The 18,305-nt window shown below is 72.9% G+C and carries 15 protein-coding genes; all 15 read right to left on the reverse strand.

From position 1 onward, the window contains the following. Positions 1-13: 13 nt before the first annotated feature. The 15 genes from GNZ18_RS23330 to GNZ18_RS23400 all read right to left on the reverse strand — a co-directional run bounded on the left by GNZ18_RS23330 (position 14) and on the right by GNZ18_RS23400 (position 18,256). Entirely contained in the window at positions 14-808 is a 795-nt protein-coding gene (locus GNZ18_RS23330; RefSeq protein WP_156218660.1) for a carbohydrate ABC transporter permease, read from the reverse strand. After that, positions 805-1,779, reverse strand: coding sequence for a carbohydrate ABC transporter permease (locus GNZ18_RS23335; RefSeq protein WP_156218661.1), 975 nt, complete (start codon positions 1,777-1,779; stop codon positions 805-807). Before GNZ18_RS23335 ends, GNZ18_RS23330 begins: the two co-directional genes overlap by 4 nt. Positions 1,780-1,812: 33 nt before the next feature. Beyond that, positions 1,813-3,171, reverse strand: coding sequence for an extracellular solute-binding protein (locus GNZ18_RS23340; protein WP_156218662.1), 1,359 nt, complete (start codon positions 3,169-3,171; stop codon positions 1,813-1,815). A 49-nt stretch (positions 3,172-3,220) separates the two neighbouring features. Further along, a complete protein-coding gene (locus tag GNZ18_RS23345) occupies positions 3,221-4,441 on the reverse strand; it encodes a carbohydrate kinase family protein (RefSeq protein ID WP_156218663.1) in 1,221 nt (406 codons plus the stop codon). A gap of 148 nt (positions 4,442-4,589) precedes the next feature. Then, on the reverse strand, positions 4,590-5,723 hold the full coding sequence (locus GNZ18_RS23350) for a glycoside hydrolase family 76 protein (protein ID WP_216651421.1): 1,134 nt from the start codon (positions 5,721-5,723) through the stop codon (positions 4,590-4,592). Between the two features lie 38 nt (positions 5,724-5,761). Beyond that, positions 5,762-7,132, reverse strand: a complete 1,371-nt coding sequence (locus GNZ18_RS23355) for a 6-phospho-beta-glucosidase (RefSeq protein WP_156218664.1) — start codon at positions 7,130-7,132, stop codon at positions 5,762-5,764. After that, complete coding sequence (locus tag GNZ18_RS23360; RefSeq protein WP_214619883.1) at positions 7,129-7,890, reverse strand: DeoR/GlpR family DNA-binding transcription regulator; 762 nt, start codon at positions 7,888-7,890, stop codon at positions 7,129-7,131. Before GNZ18_RS23360 ends, GNZ18_RS23355 begins: the two co-directional genes overlap by 4 nt. A gap of 243 nt (positions 7,891-8,133) precedes the next feature. Continuing rightward, positions 8,134-9,444, reverse strand: a complete 1,311-nt coding sequence (locus GNZ18_RS23365) for a phosphodiester glycosidase family protein (RefSeq protein ID WP_216651422.1) — start codon at positions 9,442-9,444, stop codon at positions 8,134-8,136. Positions 9,445-9,565: 121 nt separating this feature from the next. Beyond that, a complete protein-coding gene (locus GNZ18_RS42415; RefSeq protein WP_156218665.1) occupies positions 9,566-10,540 on the reverse strand; it encodes a sensor histidine kinase in 975 nt (324 codons plus the stop codon). Next, the gene (locus GNZ18_RS23375; RefSeq protein WP_214619886.1) at positions 10,537-11,238 is read right to left on the reverse strand and encodes a response regulator transcription factor; all 702 of its coding nucleotides are present in this window, start codon (positions 11,236-11,238) and stop codon (positions 10,537-10,539) included. The genes GNZ18_RS42415 and GNZ18_RS23375 overlap by 4 nt, the downstream gene beginning before the upstream one ends. Before the next feature lie 67 nt (positions 11,239-11,305). Then, positions 11,306-12,643, reverse strand: coding sequence for a cation:proton antiporter (locus GNZ18_RS23380; protein ID WP_156218666.1), 1,338 nt, complete (start codon positions 12,641-12,643; stop codon positions 11,306-11,308). A gap of 28 nt (positions 12,644-12,671) precedes the next feature. After that, entirely contained in the window at positions 12,672-14,024 is a 1,353-nt protein-coding gene (locus GNZ18_RS23385; protein ID WP_156218667.1) for a cytochrome P450, read from the reverse strand. After that, positions 14,018-15,082: an alpha-hydroxy acid oxidase gene (locus tag GNZ18_RS23390; protein ID WP_216651423.1), complete on the reverse strand. Its 1,065-nt coding sequence runs from the start codon at positions 15,080-15,082 to the stop codon at positions 14,018-14,020. The genes GNZ18_RS23385 and GNZ18_RS23390 overlap by 7 nt, the downstream gene beginning before the upstream one ends. Next, entirely contained in the window at positions 15,079-16,647 is a 1,569-nt protein-coding gene (locus GNZ18_RS23395) for an NAD(P)-binding domain-containing protein (RefSeq protein ID WP_216651424.1), read from the reverse strand. Before GNZ18_RS23395 ends, GNZ18_RS23390 begins: the two co-directional genes overlap by 4 nt. 94 nt (positions 16,648-16,741) lie before the next feature. After that, positions 16,742-18,256: a class I adenylate-forming enzyme family protein gene (locus GNZ18_RS23400; RefSeq protein WP_216651425.1), complete on the reverse strand. Its 1,515-nt coding sequence runs from the start codon at positions 18,254-18,256 to the stop codon at positions 16,742-16,744. Positions 18,257-18,305 lie beyond the last annotated feature (49 nt).

An 18,305-nucleotide genomic window follows, 5' to 3' on the forward strand; every position in this document is an offset into this window, starting at 1 on the left:
TCCTTTACTTTCCCTACTCCTTGATGGCCCCCGAGAGCATTCCTGCGATGAACTGTCGTTGCAGGAAGACATAAACGATCACGATGGGCGCGGCGATGATGAGCGCGCCCGCCATGAGCAGCGAGTAGTCGGTCTTGTGCGTGCCCTGGAAGAAGGACAGACCGAGAGGCGCGGTGCGCAGCGCCTCGTCCGAATTGATGATCACCAGCGGGAGCAGGAACTCGTTCCAGGTCCACATGGTGGTGAGCAGCAGCATGGTGAGGATGGCGGGGCGGCCGATCGGCACCAGCACCCGCCACAGCGTGGTCCAGCTCGACGCGCCGTCGATGCGCGCGGCCTCCAGCAGGGAGGGCGGGATGCTGCGGAAGTAGGCGCGCATCCAGAACGTGCCGAACGCGACCGACATCGCGACCTGCGGCAGGATCAGCCCGGCATAGGTGTTGTCGAGGCCCATCGACCGGAGGTCGAAATAGAGCGGCACGACGACCGCCTCGGTCGGGATCGTCAATCCGGCGAGAAAGACCAGGAACAGCGCCGAGGCACCCCGGAACCTCATCGCGCCGAGCGCGTATCCGGCCATGATCGACAGGATCGCCGCGATCACGACGGTGCACGCGGTGACGATGAGGCTGTTGCGCAGGTAGGTGGCGAAGTGCCCCTCCCGCCAGGCCGTCCCGAACGAGGAGAAGTCCACGTCGTCCGGCAGCTTCAGCGCCTGCGTCACCACGCCGATCATCGGGAACACCGCGATCACCGCGAACACGGCGAGGAGCGCGTGGTTGAAGATCCGTTCCCCCCGCGGGTTCATGCGTCCTTCCCTTCCACCAGGCGGCCGATCCCGGCGGTGACGGCGAAGGCCAGCACCGCCAGCGTCACGCCGATGGCGCATCCGAGCCCGACCTCGCCGGTGTTGAACGTGCGGTTGTAGACCTCGTAGGCGGGCACCTTCGTGGCGTCGCCCGGCCCGCCCTCGGTGGCCATGTAGATCAGGTCGAAGTTGCGGATCGCCATGATCGTGGTCAGCGTCAGCGCCACCGCCAGCTCGCGGCGCAGCGCGGGCAGCGTGACGGTGAGGAACTCACGGACGGCGCCGGCGCCGTCGATCCGCGCCGCCTCGTACAGCTCCCTCGGGATCTTCTGCACCCCGGCGAGGAACAGCACCAGCGCCAGCCCGATCCCGACCCACGTCCCGACGAGGCCGACGGCGGGCAGCGCGAAGGTGAAGTCGCCGAGCCAGCCGTGCCGCCAGTCGGGCAGGCCCGCGCTGTGCAGCCAGCCGAGGACGGTGTTGATCGGGCCGTCCTCGGAGTACACCCACCGCCACGCCACCGCGACCGCGACCATCGCGATCACCTGCGGCAGGAACAGCACGGTCCGGAAGAACACCAGACCGCGGATCTTCGTCCGGGACATCGCGCCGACCAGCACGAACGCGATGCAGCAGGGGAAGACCGAGTAGAACACGATGAGGACCAGCAGGTGCCCGAAGGCGCCGCGCAGCGCTGGATCGGTCCAAGTACTGGTGTAGTTGGAGAGGCCCGCCCACTCCGCCGTCCCGAGGCCGTCCCAGTCGTACAGCGAGAACTGCGCGCCGCGTATCAGCGGCCACAGCAGGAACCCCCCGTACACCAGCAGGGCGGGCAGGACGTACAGCCACCCGATCGCCCGGGGCTCCCCGGGGGGCCGGCCCCCGTACCGGCCCCCCGGGCGCCCGGCCGCGCGCGTGTCCGCCGGTTCGCTCCGCTTCCTCGCGGTCTTGTGCCGCGCGACGGTCGTCATGTGCGGGCTCCCTCTATCTCCGTGTCGGCCCGGTCACTTCTTCTTCTGGAAGGCGGTGTAGTCGTCCTGGGCCGCCTTCATAACGGCCTCCGCCGACTTCTTGCCGGCGACGAGCTCCTGGAGCGGGCCGCCGAACGCGTCGGTGAAGGTGGGGGTGGCGTAGTCGATGTAGGGCGTGGTGCCGTCGTTCTTGCTGAGCTCGGTCCAGGCCGTCAGCACCTCCTTCATCAGCGGCGCGGAGGGCTGCTTGGACGGCGCGGGCAGCACCGGCAGGCTGCCGGTCTCCACCGCGACGTCCATCGCCTCCGGCGAGGTGATGAAGTTGATGTAGGCGGCGGCCACGTCCGGGTGCTTGGTCTTCGCGGTGATCGACCACGGCAGGCTCTCGCCGCCCATCGTCGCCACCGGCGCGCCGGCCTGGGAGGCGGGCGGCAGCATGAAGCCGACCTTCTCCTTCATCCGGTCGTTGAGGTCGGGCGCCCACCAGGTGCCGCCGAACATGAACACGCCGTCGCCCTTGGCGAAGTTCACGGGCGTGTCGTCCCACTTGATGGAGTTGGCGTTCTTGGTGAGGTAGCCCTTCTTCGCCCAGTCCGACAGCCGCTGCGCCGCCTGGACGTTCGGGCCGTCGCTCCAGGAGCCGCCGCTGCCGAACACCAGCTTGCGGACGGACTCCTTGTCGGTCAGGCCGTCCTGGAGGAGGCCGTAGAGCTGCATGGCCGGCAGCTTCTCGACGTTGCCGAACGCGACCGGGACCTCGCCCTTGTTCTTCGCGGTCGCGAGCGCCTGCTCGAACTCCGCCCACGTCTTCGGCGGCTGGATGCCGAGCTTGGCGAGCTTCTCCTTGTTGTAGTAGAGCCCGACGATCTCACCGTTGAGCGAGACGCCGTACAGCTTGCCCGACCCGATCAGCTTGCCGTCGTCGGTGACGCTGTTGAGGTCCATCAGGCCCTTGGGGAAGCGCTTCTTCCACCCGTACACCTGGTCGTAGGAGTCGAGCGGCAGCAGCATGCCGGCCTTGACGAACTGCGCCATCGCCGCGTAGCCCTGGTTGGCCTCGACGACGTCGGGCGGGTTGCCGCCCGACAGCGCGAGCCGCAGCGTCTTCTGCAGGTCGCTGAACGAGCGCGAGACCCGGTTGATCTTGACGTTGGGGTACTTGGCCTCGAACCGCTTGTTGAGCGTCTCGATCTGCTCCTTCATCCCGCCCTGGACCTCCTGGTCCCAGACGGTGAGCGTCACGTTGCCCGCCCCCGCGACGTCGGTGCTGACCGCCGCTGGCGCCTTGTCGGCGGGCTTGTCACTGGACCCGCCCGGCGCGCACGCGGCGGCGAGGGCGGTCACCAGGGCGGCGGCGGTCGCGACCGCTCCCCGCCTCATCAGTGCCGGCATAGCGGCTCCCTTCTCTCTTACTGATCCTGCGCGGTTCTCTCGGCCGCGTTCAGGACGGCTGCTGCAGGTCGGCCCGGAGGGTGGGCTCGGCCCGGACGACGGTCTCCGACGCCGAGTCGGGGATGTAGTCCACGACGAAGGCGTACGGTTCGAGTTCGGCCTCGGGGACCTCGCCGGACTCGCCGAACGCGGCGATCTCGCCCCAGCAGGGCGCCCCGAGCGAGCCGCTGCGGTGCCGGACCGACAGGCCCGCGCACAGGTTCGCGAACCGCAGCCGCTCGGCGAGCGGCAGCCCGGCGAGCGTCCCGAACAGGAACCCGGCGGCGAACACGTCCCCGGCGCCGGTCGCGTCGAGCGCCTCCACCGGCAGCGCGGTCGTCTCGGCGACCTCGCCGGTGGTGGAGTCGATCGCGATCGCGCCGTCGCCGCCGCGCTTGACCACCACGACGGGGACCCGCGCGGACAGCGCGCGCGCCGCCTCCTCCGGCGAGCCGGTGCGGGTGTAGGCCATGGCCTCCACGGCGTTCGGCAGGAACACGTCCACGTCCTCCAGCCGGTCGAGCACCTCGCTCGACCAGGTCTCGGTCGCGTCCCAGCCGAGGTCGGCGAACACGGTGGTGCCGGCCTTGCGCATCTCCTTCGCCCAGCCCGGCACCGGGCGCTCGATGTCGACGAAGCAGGCCCGCGCGGGCGGCGGCGGGGAGCCGAGCACCGCCTCCCCCGCGTCGCCCGTTCCGTCGCCCGCGCCGGACGCGAGGTCCGGCATGGGCTTGGCGTAGGTGACCATGCTGCGGTCGGAGTCGTAGGCCAGCGACACCGTCACCGGCGTCGGCCAGGCCGTGACCCGGCGGGAGTGGCCGAGGTCGACGCCCTCCTGCTCGGCGAGGGTCCGCCACAGGTAGGCGCCGAACAGGTCGTCGCCGAACGGCGCCGCCAGCCCGACGCGCAGGCCGAGCCTGCTCATCGCGACCGCGATGTTGGCGATCCCGCCGGGCGCGGAGCCGAGGCCGTCGGTGAACAGCTCGGTCCCGGGCGGCGGCAGGCCGGGCAGCCCGGTGAAGATCATGTCCATGAAGACCTGGCCGGACAGGAACACGTCCAGCCCGGGCTGCTCGCCCTCCTCGGCGTCCCGGCGAAGCAGCTCGCCGGCCAGGCCGCGCTCGGCGCACGGGTCGGCGAGTGATGGCTCGGGCGGGCGCCCGGGCGCCGCGGCCTCGCCCCGTCCCGCGTCCGCGGCCGGATCCGCCCCGTTAAGGGTCTCTGCTGTCATGACGCCTCCTCACGAGGTCCGTCGGTGCTGATGGTGGTGCGGGCTGGGGTGGTGCTGTCAGGGGTGGTGCTGTCGGGGGTGGTGCTGTCGGGGGTGGTGTTCGCAGGGGTGGGGTTCGCGGGGGTGGCAGGGGCAGGGGGTGTCCTGGTCACAGGACGGCGGTGAGCAGGGACACGGCCGACTCCTGGCGGGCGATGTCGGCGCGGTCGAAGGGACCGGTCCAGCTCAGCCCGTACTGGTCGCCGCTGCGCCCGTGCTCGTACAGGGACGCCGCCTGCGCGCGCAGGTAGCCCCGGTAGGGGTGGCCGGGCAGGACGGCGTCCAGCTCGGCGAGGTTGCGGGCGAAGACGCCCTTGAACGACGCCTGGTCGGCGTTGCAGGCGCCGGCGGGCTCGCACGGCTCGGTCAGGACGCCCCGGGGCGACAGCTCCGGGCTCCTGATCACCGCGTCGGCGATGCGCCGGGCGGAGGCCAGCAGCTTCCGGTCGCGGGTCGCCTTGTACAGCTCGGCGAGCCCGCCGAGCACGACGCCCTGGTTGTAGGTCCAGGTGGTGCCGTGGTTGCTGGCGCAGCCGCCGTCCTGCGTGGTGAGTCCGTCGTTGACCAGGTTCTCGTTGTTGATCATGCCGCTGCGCTCGAACCAGCGCCACGCCTCCTTGGCGCGGGCGAGGTACACCCGGTCGCCCCGGACGCGGTTGTGCAGGGACGCCAGCAGCTTGAAGTACAGCTCCAGGCTGATCGCGTTCTTGTACGACCTGCCGGGGATGTCCCACCAGACGCCGCCACCGCACGTGTCGTCCCAGTACTCGCGGATGTAGCGCTCGTCGGTCTCGGCGATGTCGAGGTAGCGCCGGTCGCGGGTGAGGTCGTACACGCGGACCATCGCGAGGGCCCACCAGCCGGTGTCGTCGGTGGAGTCGGCGCGGAACTCGCCGCCGCCCTCGGGCCACCACGGCAGCGGCTTGCGCTGCTGCTCGATCGTGTTGCGCACCTGCGGCATGTAGCGGGTCGAGCCCGTCTCGGCCATGTAGTCGAGCAGGGCCTGGAGGGCGTTGCCCGACTGCCACCACGGCGACTCGGGCTGCCAGCGGCCGGACTCGCGGTCGTAGAACCGCATCATCGCGTCCACGGCGGCCGCGGCCCTGGCACGGTCCCGCGCGGGCCGCGACCCGTGCGCGCCCGGCGCCGCCTGCGCGGCCGGGACGACCGCGAGCAGCGCCGCCGCCACCACGGCCGCGAGGGCGGCCGCGAGCAGGCGGCTCCCGCGCGGGCCCCGGGTCACCGGTCGCCGCCGGGGGGTCACGGCCGGCCGCCGGGGGGTCACGGCCGGCCGCCGGGGGTGAAGACCGCCGCCACCTCGGGGATGCGGTCGATGTAGCCGTCGAGCAGCTTGCGGCCGAGCGTGGCCGAGTCGACGAGGGGGTGCAGCGCGAACGCCTTGACGGCGTCGGCCCGCGAGCCGGTGAGCGCCGCGCTGATCGTGAGCCGCTCGACGGCCTTCATCTGCTGCATGAGCCCGGTCTGGTGCAGGTCGGGCTGCTCCAGGACGAGCGGGTGGATCCCGTTGGCGTCCACGGTGACGGGCACCTCGACGACGGCGTCCCCGGGCAGCGCGGTGACGGTGGAGCCGTTGCGGACGTTCAGGATCATCCGGGCGGGCTCGTTGCGGCTGATCGCGGCCATCACGCTGAGCGCGACCCCGGCGTAGCCCTCGTCCACCGGGTCCACCCCGGCGTGGTCCTCCAGGGCCTCGCCGGTCTCGGCGCCCTTCATCTCGGCCATGTAGCTGGCGCTGCGGGAGGCGACGGTCTCGCGCCACAGCTCCAGCGCAGCGCCGCCGGACGCCGCCGCGATCCGCTCGTAGAACGCCGCCTGCTGGGTGGCGAGGAACTCGCCGCGCGTCTGCGGCGCGTCCAGGGTGGCGCGCACCGCCTCGCGGTTGAAGTAGTAGTAGTACAGGTACTCGTTGGGGATCACGCCGAGGTCGCGCAGCCACTCGCGGCCGAAGACGACGCCCTCCTCCAGCGAGCCGAGCAGCGCGTCGTCGGCGAGCATGCGGGGCAGGACGTCGACGCCGTCGTGCAGGATGCGGCGCATCCAGCCGAGGTGGTTCAGGCCCACGTAGTCGAGCTGGAGGCGGGCGGGGTCCAGGCCGAGCGCGGCGGCGACGCGGGTGCCGAGCCCGGACGGGGTGTCGCAGACGCCGAGGACCCGGTCGCCCAGCACCGCCCGCATCGCCTCGGTGATCATCCCGGCGGGATTGGTGAAGTTGATGACGTAGGCGCTCGGCGCGAGCGCCTTCACCCGCTCGGCGATGTCGACCATGACCGGGATCGTGCGCAGCCCGTAGGCGAGGCCGCCGGGGCCGGTGGTCTCCTGCCCGAGCACGTTCAGGTCGAGCGCCACGCGTTCGTCGCACACCCGTCCGGCGAGGCCGCCGACCCGCACGGCGGCGAAGACGAAGTCGGCACCCTCCAGCGCCTTGTCGAGCCCCGTGCTGGTGTAGACGGCGGGCGCGCCCTCGACGCCCTCGGCGAACGTGGCGAGGACCGCCGCCATCGCCTCCAGCCGACCGGGGTCGGAGTCCTGGAGCCAGACCTCCTCGATGCGCGGGGAGCCGTGGTCGTTCAGCAGCGCCTGGTACACGTAGGGCACCCGGAAACCGCCGCCCCCGAGAATGGCCAGCTTCATGCGATGACAACCTTCCCGCCCGCCTGCCGGCAGAGCTCAAGAGTCTTCGGGTCGGCACCGGCGGTGGTGACCAGCGTGTCGATCTGCGCGAGGGAGCACACGCGCAGCGAGCCGGTGCCGGGGAACTTGGCCTCGGACGCGACGAGCACCACCTGGTCGGCGGCCTCGATCATGGAGCGCTTGATCTGCGTCTCGATCTCCATGTCGTCCACGACGTGGCCGTTCGGGCGCACGCCGGTACAGCTCAGGAACACGAGGTCGGAGCTGACCTGGCGGAGCGCCGCCTCGGTCAGCGACCCCACGAGCGAGAGGTAGTTGCGCCGGACGACGCCGCCGAGCAGGCACACCCGGACGGCCTCGTCGTCGCGCAGCTCGTCCAGCACCGCCAGGTTGGCGGTGATCACCGTGACCGGGCGGCCGCGCAGGTGCCGCGCGATCAGCCGGGTGCTGGTGCCGATGTCGAGCACGACGACCATGTCGTCCTCGACGAGGGCGGCGGCGCGCTCGGCGACCGCCTCCTTCTCGGCGCTGTCACGTTCCGCGGACGCCGCGAACGAGATCTCGGGCGCCGCCGCCTGCGGGGAGAGCGCCGCTCCCCCGTAGGTGCGCACGAGTTCGCCGTTGCGGTCCAGCACGTCGAGATCACGACGGATCGTCGACTCGCTCACCTGGAGCGTCTCCGCCAGCTCCTTGACGGAGGCGGCCCCCTTCGTGCGCAGGGAGGACACGATCTGCGCACGACGCTTGCTCGATGTCACGCAGGGGAACGTAACACTTCTGCACGACTTCGGTCATCTGTCACTGTGAATTTGCTTGAAGTCGGTCAAGAACCCTTCTGACGTGCGTGAACTCGGTCAGGGGCGCGGTCGAGTCAGGGTTGCGTGTCAATCGTGGGAACGTTCCACAAACGAGTGAACCGCCCACGGGCGATTCCGTGGGCGGCCCACCGCCGCCCCCCGGTCAAGCTGACTGGTCAGACCCGGACGGAGGGCGCGGAAAAGTCAAGGACGGACGAAGACCCCGATTCCGTTGGCGACCGCGCGCTCGACCCCGTCCGAGGGGACGTTCCGCACGGTCACGGCCGGTTCCTCGCTGCCACGGGCCACGAACGTGGAGGAGCCGCCGCCGTCCAGGTTGACCCCGTCGTCCACTCCGGCCTTGTCAAGCAGGGCGGCCAGCTCGGCGACGGTCAGGCCCGCACTGCGCTGCGACCGCCCGTCCACGACCATCAGGTAGAGGTGGCGGCCGTCGCGGCTGACGCCGGCGGCGGTGCGCGGCGCCGGGCCCTTCGGGTCGAGCCCGGCGAGCGGCTCGCCGTCGCGCAGGATCGGGAAGCCGCCCACCGCGAAGCTCACCCGCTTGGCACTGGCGAACCGGTAGCGGACGCCGACCCGCTCGCCGGGGGTCAGCGTGCGCAGCGTGTCGGCCGCCGCGCCGCGTCCGACCAGCACGGTCGTGCCGGGCGGGATCGCGCCCTCGCCGATCGAGTCGGTCACCTTGGTGACGACGCCGCGCTCCAGCGTGACCTCGGCGGTGTCGGTGTCGCACGGGTCGTCGCGGCGCGCGTCGCTGCCGCAGACCGCGCGCAGCCGCGACACCGTGCCCCACTCGCTGGTGAACGCCCCGGCGGAGCCCTGCGGCAGCGCGTACTGGTTGAGCCCGCGCAGCGGGAGGTCGAGGTGGCGCGCGCGGACCGTCCCGACCAGGTGCAGCCGGGTCACACGGGCGCGGTGGTCGTCGGTGACCGCGATGACGTCCTCGGCGGACGTGCCGGGCGGCAGTCCGGGCCCGAACCGCTGCTTGTCGGGCACGGCGGCCTTGAGCGCCCTCCCCTCCTCGATCTCGGGGCCGGACGCCGACCCGGTCGGGGTGACGCCCGGGTGCGTCTCGCTGATGTTGAAGAAGTCGCCGTTCACCCCGGCCAGCGCCTGCCGGGCGTTCGCCATCTGGGAGACGGTGCCGCGCGCGGCCACCGCGCCCGGGGACAGCAGGCCGACGCGCACCCGGGGGTCGCGCAGGTCGACGTCCAGCAGGTCGCCGAGCACGGGACCGGCCGGGGAGGACGTCTCGAACGTCCTGAACACGACCCCGGGCGCCAGCCGCGTCGTGGAGGTGTAGCGCGGCGGGTCGACCGCCCCGGGGTCGGCGGGCGCGAGGGTCGCCGACCGCGCGTCCGGCCGCTCGCCCGAGCCCGCGCCGTCGACGTCCGGCGGGCGCGGCCCGCCGGCGGACGCCGGGGCGGCGCAGAGCGCGACCACGGAACCGGCGGCCGCCAGCGCGGCCGCGAACCTCCGCACCGCGGGGAGCCGCACGGGCACCCTCGGTCCGGACGGTCTCAACAGGGGCGTTCTCACAGTTCACCACGCCTTTCTCAGCGATCACGAAGCCTGCCGATCATGGCGTGCGCGAGGTGAAGCGACGGTGGGATCGGAGTCAACAGTGATCGAAGATCCGCGTGCGCCGACGTGACCCGGGCCCGTGGAGGCGGACGGTGAACGCCGCGCCCGCGCCGGGACGCCCCGCCACGGTGAGCGTGCCGTCGTGCGCGTCCACGACCTCGCGGGCGAGGGCCAGGCCGAGCCCGAACCCCTCCGCGTGGGCGCCGGTGAAGCGCGTGAGGTAGCGGCCGGCGTCGCGCGGGTCGAGCCCGGCGCCGTCGTCCTGCACGGTCAGCTCCACCAGCCCGGACGGTCCGCGCGCCACCATCACGCGCACGTTCTCCTCGGCGTGCCGCACCGCGTTGTCGAGCAGCGCGGTCACCACGCGGCGCAGGGCGGGTTCGGTGCCCCGGACGAGGTGGCCGTCCCCGCGCCGCAGCACGTCGATCGTCACGCCGCGCGCCTCGGCCCTGGCCTTCTCCGCCGCCGCCTCCTCCTCGGCGAGCGCGGCCAGGTCGACCGGGGCGCCCTCCTCCCGCCCCCGGGCGGGACGGGACGCGCGCAGCACGTCGTCCAGGACCTCGCCGAGCTGCCGGGTGCCGACGACGAGGCGCTCCATGTCGTCGGCCACGTCGGTGCCGGGCTGGAGCCTGCGGGCGAGGAGCTGGGCGCGCAGGTGCAGGCGGCTCAGCGGGGCGCGCAGCTCGTGCCCGGCGTCGGCGGCCAGGCGCGCCCGCCGGTCGAGCGCGTCGCCGAGCGGGGCGAGCGCGCGGCGGGCGAGCAGGTGGCCGGCCAGCGGCGCGGCCAGCAGGCCCGCCACCTCGGCGGCGGCGAGCGCCCGGCGGATCCGGCGGCGCGCCTCCGCCGCGTCCCCGCCGCAGAGCGTGGGCTCGGGCGGGCCGTCCGCGATCGCGCGGTGCGAGAGCGCCCACGCCAGCAGGAGCGGCGCGGAGACCCCGGCGGCGACCTGGAGGGTGACCAGGCGCCGCGTCCGGGCGAGCAGACGCCGCTCCAGGTCGGCGGCCGTCACAGCTCCCCCACCCGGTAGCCGACGCCGCGCACGGTGTGCACGACGCTGTCGCCGAGCTTGCCGCGCAGGTAGTAGACGTAGGTGTCGACGATCGACTCGGTCCGGGCGCCATCGAACACGTGCTGGCGCAGGACGGCGCGGGTGTGCACCTGGCGCGGGCGGGTCGCGAGGGCGCGCAGCAGCCGCGCCTCGCGGCCCGACAGCGGCACCTGCTCGCCGGTCGGCAGCGCGACGACCCGGTTGTCGGCGTCGAACCAGCCCGCGCCGAGCGGGAACTGCCCCGCCCGGTCCAGGTGGCGGCGCAGCAGCGCCCGGACGCGGGCCAGCAGCTCCTCGACGTCGAACGGCTTGACCAGGTAGTCCTCGGCGCCCGCGTCCAGGCCCGCGACCCGGTCGGCGACGCTGCCCGCCGCGCTCAGCACGAGCACCGGAACCGTGCAGGCGCGGCGGCGCAGCCGCAGCACCAGCTCGATGCCGTCGGCGTCCGGCAGGCCGCGGTCGACGATGATCGCGTCATGGTCGTGGCCGAGCGCGAGGTGCAGGCCGCGCTGCCCGTCGGGCGCGAGGTCGACCGCGTACCCCTGCTCGGCGAACAGGCCCGCGAGCATCCGGCCGAGCTCCCCGTCGTCCTCGACGATGAGCAGCCGGTCCGCGGCGCGCTGCCGCACCCGGCTGGCGGTTTCCGTTGGCGCGGACACGAGGCCACGGTCGCACCGTGATCAGGAAACCGCCAGCCTTGAGGGCAATTGTGGACAATTCCGAAAATCATTGAACCGGTTCGGGGATTGGCACGTTCTTTTCGTGTGCCTCCAACCGATCCGGAAGGGCCAGCTTGTAGAGCGGAAGGGTCCCGGCGGTGGTGACGACGGCCACCAGGACCAGCATCGAGAACACCTCCCGGCTGATCATCCCCTGCGCCAGCCCGATGTTGATGAAGATCAGGATCATCAGCCCGCGCGCGTTCATCAGCGCGCCGACCGCGTACGACTCGCGCCACCCGAACCCGATCGAGCGCATCGCCAGCGCGCAGCCGAAGTACTTGCCGCCGAACCCCGCCGCCATGATCAGCAGGAGCGCGAGCAGCAGCGTCAGGCTGCTGATTCCGCCGAGGTCGGTGTTCAGGCCCGAGAAGGCGAAGAACACCGGCAGCAGCAGCGTCGAGACGGTGCCCATCATGCGCTCGTGCACGGCGCGCCGGAACGCCATGTCGCGCGGCATCGCCAGGCCCGCGACGAACCCGCCGAAGACCGAGTAGACGCCGATCCAGTCGGTGAGCCAGCCCGCGACCAGCGGGACGAGGACGACGACGTACATCGCGCCGGCGCCGATCCCGCCCCGGCGCGTGAAGTCCTCGCCGAGCGGGCGCAGCAGCCGGGTGACGACGGTCAGCATCACGGCCGCGAACAGCGCCGAGAGCCCGATCGTGCGCCACGCCTCGCCCATGCCCGACCCGAGGTGCAGCGCCGACAGCACCGCGAGCAGGCACCAGGCGAGCGCGTCGTCGACCGAGGCGGCGAGCAGCGACAGCCGTCCGAGCGGGGAGTTCTCCAGGCCCCGCTCGTAGAGGATCCGGGCGAGCATCGGGAACGCGGTGAGCGACAGCGCGCCGCCGACGAACAGCGCGAACTGGAACCGTCCGACGTCGGGGCGCGAGAGCGTGCCCCACAGCAGGGCTCCGGCGGTCACGCCCAGCAGCAGCGAGGGCACGACCCCCGACACCGCGAGTCCCATGGCCCGCCGCGCCTCACCGGGCCTGGCGGCCTGGTGGTCGAGTCCGGCGCCGACGAGGAACATGTAGAGCGTCAGGCCGATGGTGCTCAGCACGTACAGGATCGGCCTGACCTCGGCGGGGAACACGGCGCGCTGCGCGTCCGGGAACAGCGCGCCGAACAGGGTGGGGCCGAGGAGGACGCCCGCGACCATCTCGCCGAGGACGCGGGGCTGCACCACCATCAGCGCGAGCCGTCCGCAGACCGCCGAGGCGATCAGGATGACGACGAGCGCGGGCATCACCTTGAGGGTCAGTTCGAGGTTCGGGTCGGTGCCTCCCGAAGCCAGGGCGGGGGTGGAGACGAGGACGGGAGCCGGGGTGGGGGCGAACACCGTTCCTCCGTTTCGTGGTCGGTCGGGTTCAGAACCTTTCGGGGTGGAAGTGGCGGGCGCACAGCCGCTGCCGCCGCGCGTCGCGCACCATCCGGGTACCGAGGACGAGTTGGACGAGGCTGCGCCACACGTCCTCGAAGCGGTCGCGCGCCCACATGGCCGGCAGCGCCGCGCGGTGCGCGCGCCCGGCCGCGGGAGGCGTCCGGGGGACGAGCAGGCACGGGCCCCGGTTGGGGAGCGACCGGGTGTGCGAGGCGGACGTGGCGAGCGCGTACCGGCGCAGCACCTCCCGCACGGCGACCCGCATCGTGATCGGCGCGAGCCGCCAGGCGGGGCACGGGCGGTTGGCGGCGACACCGAACGGGATGTGGTGCGGGGCCGCGCCGCCCTCCCGGCGCCGGGAGGGGGCGAAGCGCCCGGGGTCGAAGCGGTCCGGCTCCTCGATCCCGGCGTGGTGGAACTCGGGGTAGTTGAAGCAGAGCACCGACCCCGCCGGGATCGTCGTCCGTTCGTCCACCTCGATGTCGCCGGTCGTGATGCGGTGCGCGACGCCGAACAGCGGGTAGAGCCGCATCGTCTCGGCCATCACCTGGTCGAGCACGCGGTCGTCGCCGGTGCGGGCCTGCTCCTGCGTCTCCGGGTGCCGCGCGAGGACCATCAGCAGGTGCGCCATGGCCTCCGACATCTGGACGACGGCCGTGTTGAAGAACGTGCCCTGAAGGTAGAAGGACCTCTCCTCGTCGGAGAGCCCCTCGGGGAGCGGGCGGCGGACGTCGTCCAGCCGTCCGGCGAGGTAGCGGGTCAGCCGGTGGCGGCGGTCCATGTGGCGGAGCCCGCAGCACTTCAGCGCGGTGACGACGTCGTCGGCGTTCCCCACGATGAGGTCGCGGGCCTCGCGCGGGCACGGCTCGCCGAAGACCAGCTCGTAGTAGAACGCGGCCCAGACCGGCATCATCAGGTCCCGGAGCCGGACCGTCCCCCCTCTCCCGACGCCGTCCAGCGCCGCGGCGACGCTGCGGCGGGTCAGCTCCTCGGCGTCGGCGCGCGGCACGGACAGGAACCCCCGGGTGGCGCGGGCGACCGCGTCGTAGCGCTCCCCCGCCTCCAGGTGCTCCTGGTGGACGTGCGGCCCCGGCGCCAGCCAGTACCAGAACAGGTCCGACAGGACGGCGCCCTCGCTCCGGCCTCCCGCGGCCGGATGCGAGTACACCTCCAGGAACCGGTCCACGCCGACGGTCTCGCCGGGGACGGGGATGCCCTCGTCGCCGTTGATCCGGGCGAACAGCCGGACCCGCAGCGCGACGACGCGTCCCGGCAGCCACCACGGCAGGCTGAGCGCCACCGCGACGGCGGTGAGCGCGACGACCGCCGCCGTCAGCATGTCCGCCGGACCATGCTCGGATCGAGGTCGGCCGGGGACGCGCACCCGCACAGGGCGAGCGCCTCCCGGACCTCGGCGCGCAGCATCGCGAGCACGCGGGCGGCGCCCCGCTCGCCGCCCGCCGCGAGGCCCCACAGGACCGGGCGGCCGACCGCGACGGCGGCGGCGCCGAGCGCCAGCGCCTTGACGACGTCGGTGCCGCGCCGGACGCCGCCGTCCAGCAGCACCGGGACGGCCCCGTCCGCCGCCGCGACGACCGGGGGGAGCATGTCGAGCGTGGCGGGGAGCGTGTCGAGCTGCCGGCCTCCGTGGTTGGACACCAGCAGCGCGGCGGCGCCGTGCTCGATCGCGGGCCGCACGTCCGCCGGGTTCATGATGCCCTTGAGCACGATCGGGAGGTCGGTCATCCGGCGGAGCCGGTCGATGTGCTCCCAGCCGATGTCCGGGGACATCACGATCGGCCGCACGGCCGCGCCGTCGCGGAGGTTCTCGCAGCACAGGCCGTCCGGGAGGTCGTGGAAGCCGTGCGCCAGCTCGCGCTCGCGGACGCCGCGCGCGGGCGAGTCGACCGTGACGACCAGCGCCGCGCAGCCCGCCGCCTCGGCGCGCCGCACGACGGTCTCGGTGAAGGGCATGTCGGGCTGGATGTAGAGCTGGAACCACAGGACGGCCTCGGGCGCGGCGGCCGCCACGTCCTCGACGCCGACCGTGCCGGCCATGCTCACCATCATGATCGTTTCGTTGGCGGCGGCGGCGCGCGCGGTGGCGCGCTCGCCCTCGGGATCGGCGAGGCGGTGGAAGGCGGTCGGGGCGACGAGCACGGGCATGCCCGCCCGGCCGCCCGGGAGCGCGACCTCCGTCCGGGGCTCACCCGCGCCCCGCAGGACGCGGGGGAGCAGCGCGAGGCGCCGGAACGCCGCCTCGTTCGCCCGGAGCGTGACCTCGTCGCCGGCGCCGCCCGCGAAGTAGTCGTAGTGCGCCGGGTCGAGGCGGGCGCGCGCCTCCTCCTCGAACTCGCGCGGGGTGGCGGGGAGCCTCGGGACGGTGCTCATGGTCATGCGGAGGCCGTGGGGAGGTGCTTGGCGATGAACGCGCGGAGCGGCTCGACGTGGACCTCCCGCGACGTCCAGTCGTTCTCCAGGTTCTCGGTGACGTGGTGGACGGCCGGCGGCCCGTCCGGGCCGTGGAAGCGGACGACGGGATGCAGGTAGTGGCCCTCGTGCGCGCGCTCGGCGTCGCGCTGGGAGATCCGGCCCTGCGAGACGTCGAAGGGGTCGCGCTTGGCGTGGTCGGGCCCGTACTCCAGCGTGACGGTGAAGTGGCCACGGTCGCCGCCGGCGAGGGGCTCCTTCAGGTCGACCGGCAGTTCCTCCAGGTAGCGGGCACCGTCGCCCGGGAAGTCGATGACGTCGCCGAGCACCTCGAACTGCTGCCACAGCGCGGACGTCCGGTTGACGCGCTCGATCACCGCCGCCGTGAGCGCGTCCGCGTCGGCGGGCAGGGCGCGGGCGGGCCAGGGGTTGGCGTGGTGGCGGCTCTCCAGGATGCGGTGCAGCGCGCGGACGCTGTAGCGGAAGCCGTGGATGAACCCGGTGGTGCCGTGCTTGAAGTCGCGGGACTGCATCAGCGTCCCGGCGAAGTACATGCCGGGGACGTTGACCGACTCGAACGCGGGGGTGAGCGCCGGGAACCGGTCCCGGATCGTCGTCTCGGGGCGGCAGCCCTCCCCGAAGATGGAGGTGTCCATCCGGAAGCCGGTGCAGACGATCACCTTGTCGTAGGGGATGTCCTTGGTGACCTCGTCGGCGCGGACGAAGGACACCGTCACCAGGTAGGTCCCGTCGGGCCGCTGCTCGACGCGGCGCACGTCGCCGTCCAGCACCGCGTTCTGGAGCTTGAGCTGGTAGGTGTCGAGGAAGTTGTTGTTGATCGCGCGCAGGTGGCCGACGAAGTGGGTCCGCCACGCGAGGTTCAGGGTGTTGGGCCCCGCCACGTGGATGACGGCGGCGGTCTCGATCAGGTTGTCGGCCGTCTCGAACGCCGAGTTCGCCTTGCCGAGGATGAGCACCCGCCGGTCGAGGTAGTCGGCGGGGTCGACGGACGCGGTGCCGTAGACCTCGGCGGTCTCGATGCCGGGGATGTCGGGGACGTTCGGCCCCCCGAACCCGGTCGCGACGACGAGCCGCCGCGCGCGGCGGACGGTGCCGCCCTGGTCGGTGACGGCGAACGGGCCGTCCGGGCCTTCGCGGGTGACGCTCACGACGCGCGTCCCGTAGGAGATCCGCAGGCCGGACGCGGAGGCGTAGTCGGCGAGGTAGCGGAGCATGTCGTCGGCGGGCGGGAAGTAGCGGTCGCTGTAGCGGGTGAACAGCAGCTCGGGGTCGTCGGACAGGAGCGAGTTCCAGTCCGCGCGCAGGTTGCGCTCCGGGTCGTCGGTCCCCGTGTGCTTCTTGTTGATCGAGATCAGCGTGCGGTGGCGCGGGAACGTCCTGAAGAACGTTCCCGGCGCCTCGCCCTCCTCCAGGATCAGGTAGTCCCGCCCGGCCTTCTCCAGGAAGTATCCGAGCTGCAGGCCGGACGGCCCGGCTCCGATCACCAGGCTGTCCAGGATCGTGTCCGGCACGGTACCCTCCATCACGACGATGTGGTTGAACGGACAACCTTGATCGTGACGGAGAATTCTCAGAGCTTGATCAGAAAGAACCGGTCAGAATGGCTCAGAGCAGCCGCAACAGCGCTTGTTTGTCGGGTTTTCCACTGGCCGCGACGGGCACCGCCGACAGCTCCGTCACCGTGCGCGGCACGGCGTCCCCGCCCAGCTCGGCGCGGACGAGCGCGGCCAGCTCCTCCCGGTCCGGGGACCGCCCGGCGACGGGGACGACGAACGCGTGGACGGCCTCGCCCGTCCGGTCGTCCGGCGCCCCGGCCACGTACGCCTCGGCGACGTCCGGATGGGAGGCGAGCGCCCGCTCGACCGGGCCCGCGTACACCACCATCGCGTTCACGATGATCACGTCGCGGGCGCGGCCGGTGAGGCGCAGCAGGCCGTCGGCGTCCAGCCGGCCGAGGTCGCGGGTGCGCAGCATGCCGTCGCGCAGGACGTCGCGGTTCTCCTCCGGCTGCCCCCAGTAGCCCGTCATCTGGCACGTGGTGCGCACGAAGATCTCGCCCTCCTGACCGAGGCCGACCTCCCGGCCAGCCGCGTCGCGGATGCTGATCTCGACGCCCGCGCGGACGCGGCCGACCGAGTCCAGCGCGGCCGACGGCGCCGCCGCGATGTCGGCCGGGGTGAGCATCGAGATCAGGTTCGCCTCCGTCTGCCCGTAGCCCTGGTAGACCACCGGGCCGAGCCGCTCCACCGCCTCGGCCAGCCGGGCCGGCGGCAGCGGCGACCCGGCGACGACCAGCGCGCGGGGGGTGCCGCCCGCCGCGTCCGGGTCCTCGCGCAGGAGGTCGAGCATCGCGCACAGCCGGGGGACGGTCAGGATCGAGCCGGTGATCCGGTGGCGGCGGAGCGCGTGCGGGAACAGGGGCCGCCCGTCGTCCTCGGGGATGACCGCGACACCGCCGCCGAGCAGGCAGAGGCCGAGGAACTCCAGCACGACCATGCTGGCCAGCGTCCCGAACAGCAGGTAGCGCTCGAACCCCTTGGCCAGTTCGGCGGCCAGCGGCGACCACGCGCGGGGCTGCCACGTCCAGTGCCCGCTCATCGCCCGGTAGGTGACCGCGCACCCCTTCGGGCGCCCGGTGCTGCCGCTGGTGAAGGTCAGCAGCGCCACGTCGTCCGGACGCGCGAGGACGTCCGGCACCCCGCCCGCGGGCGAGGCCAGCAGGTCCACCGCACCCGGGCACGGGCCGAGCGAGAGCAGCGCGCCCGACCACGCCAGCTCCGGTGCCGCCGTCGAGGCGTCGACGAGGACGGCGGCGACGTCGGTGTCCAGGACGTGCGCGAGCTGGCCGGCCGAGTAGCCGGGGCGGACGCACACCACGCGGCAGCCCAGCACGTGCGCGGCGACATGCGCGGCCAACGCCTCCGGTGTCAGCGCCGTGCGGACCGCCACGGCGACGCCGGGGCCGAGCCCCGCGCCGAGCATCGCCCCCGCCAGCCGTCCGATCAGCTCCAGCAGCTCACCGCGCGAGACCACCCGGTTCCCGTGTTCGATGACGGGGCTCTCCGGGGACTCGCGAAGAATGTCCAACAGGGGCCGCGGGAAGATCATCTCATTGGGCACAGCTTGTCTCCTCACCACCGCGATACCACCGCGATGCTTGTCCGGTGCG

Source organism: Actinomadura litoris, assembly GCF_009733595.1.
GTDB lineage: Bacteria > Actinomycetota > Actinomycetes > Streptosporangiales > Streptosporangiaceae > Spirillospora > Spirillospora litoris.

Bases quoted from the DNA above. Each gene is read 5' to 3' on its own strand.
- GNZ18_RS23335 (WP_156218661.1), bottom strand. From the start codon at position 1,779: ATGACGACCGTCGCGCGGCACAAGACCGCGAGGAAGCGGAGCGAACCG.
- GNZ18_RS23330 (WP_156218660.1), bottom strand. From the start codon at position 808: ATGAACCCGCGGGGGGAACGGATCTTCAACCACGCGCTCCTCGCCGTG.
- GNZ18_RS23385 (WP_156218667.1), bottom strand. From the start codon at position 14,024: ATGCTGACGGCGGCGGTCGTCGCGCTCACCGCCGTCGCGGTGGCGCTC.
- GNZ18_RS23355 (WP_156218664.1), bottom strand. From the start codon at position 7,132: ATGAAGCTGGCCATTCTCGGGGGCGGCGGTTTCCGGGTGCCCTACGTG.
- GNZ18_RS23345 (WP_156218663.1), bottom strand. From the start codon at position 4,441: ATGACAGCAGAGACCCTTAACGGGGCGGATCCGGCCGCGGACGCGGGA.
- GNZ18_RS23340 (WP_156218662.1), bottom strand. From the start codon at position 3,171: ATGCCGGCACTGATGAGGCGGGGAGCGGTCGCGACCGCCGCCGCCCTG.
- GNZ18_RS23390 (WP_216651423.1), bottom strand. From the start codon at position 15,082: ATGACCATGAGCACCGTCCCGAGGCTCCCCGCCACCCCGCGCGAGTTC.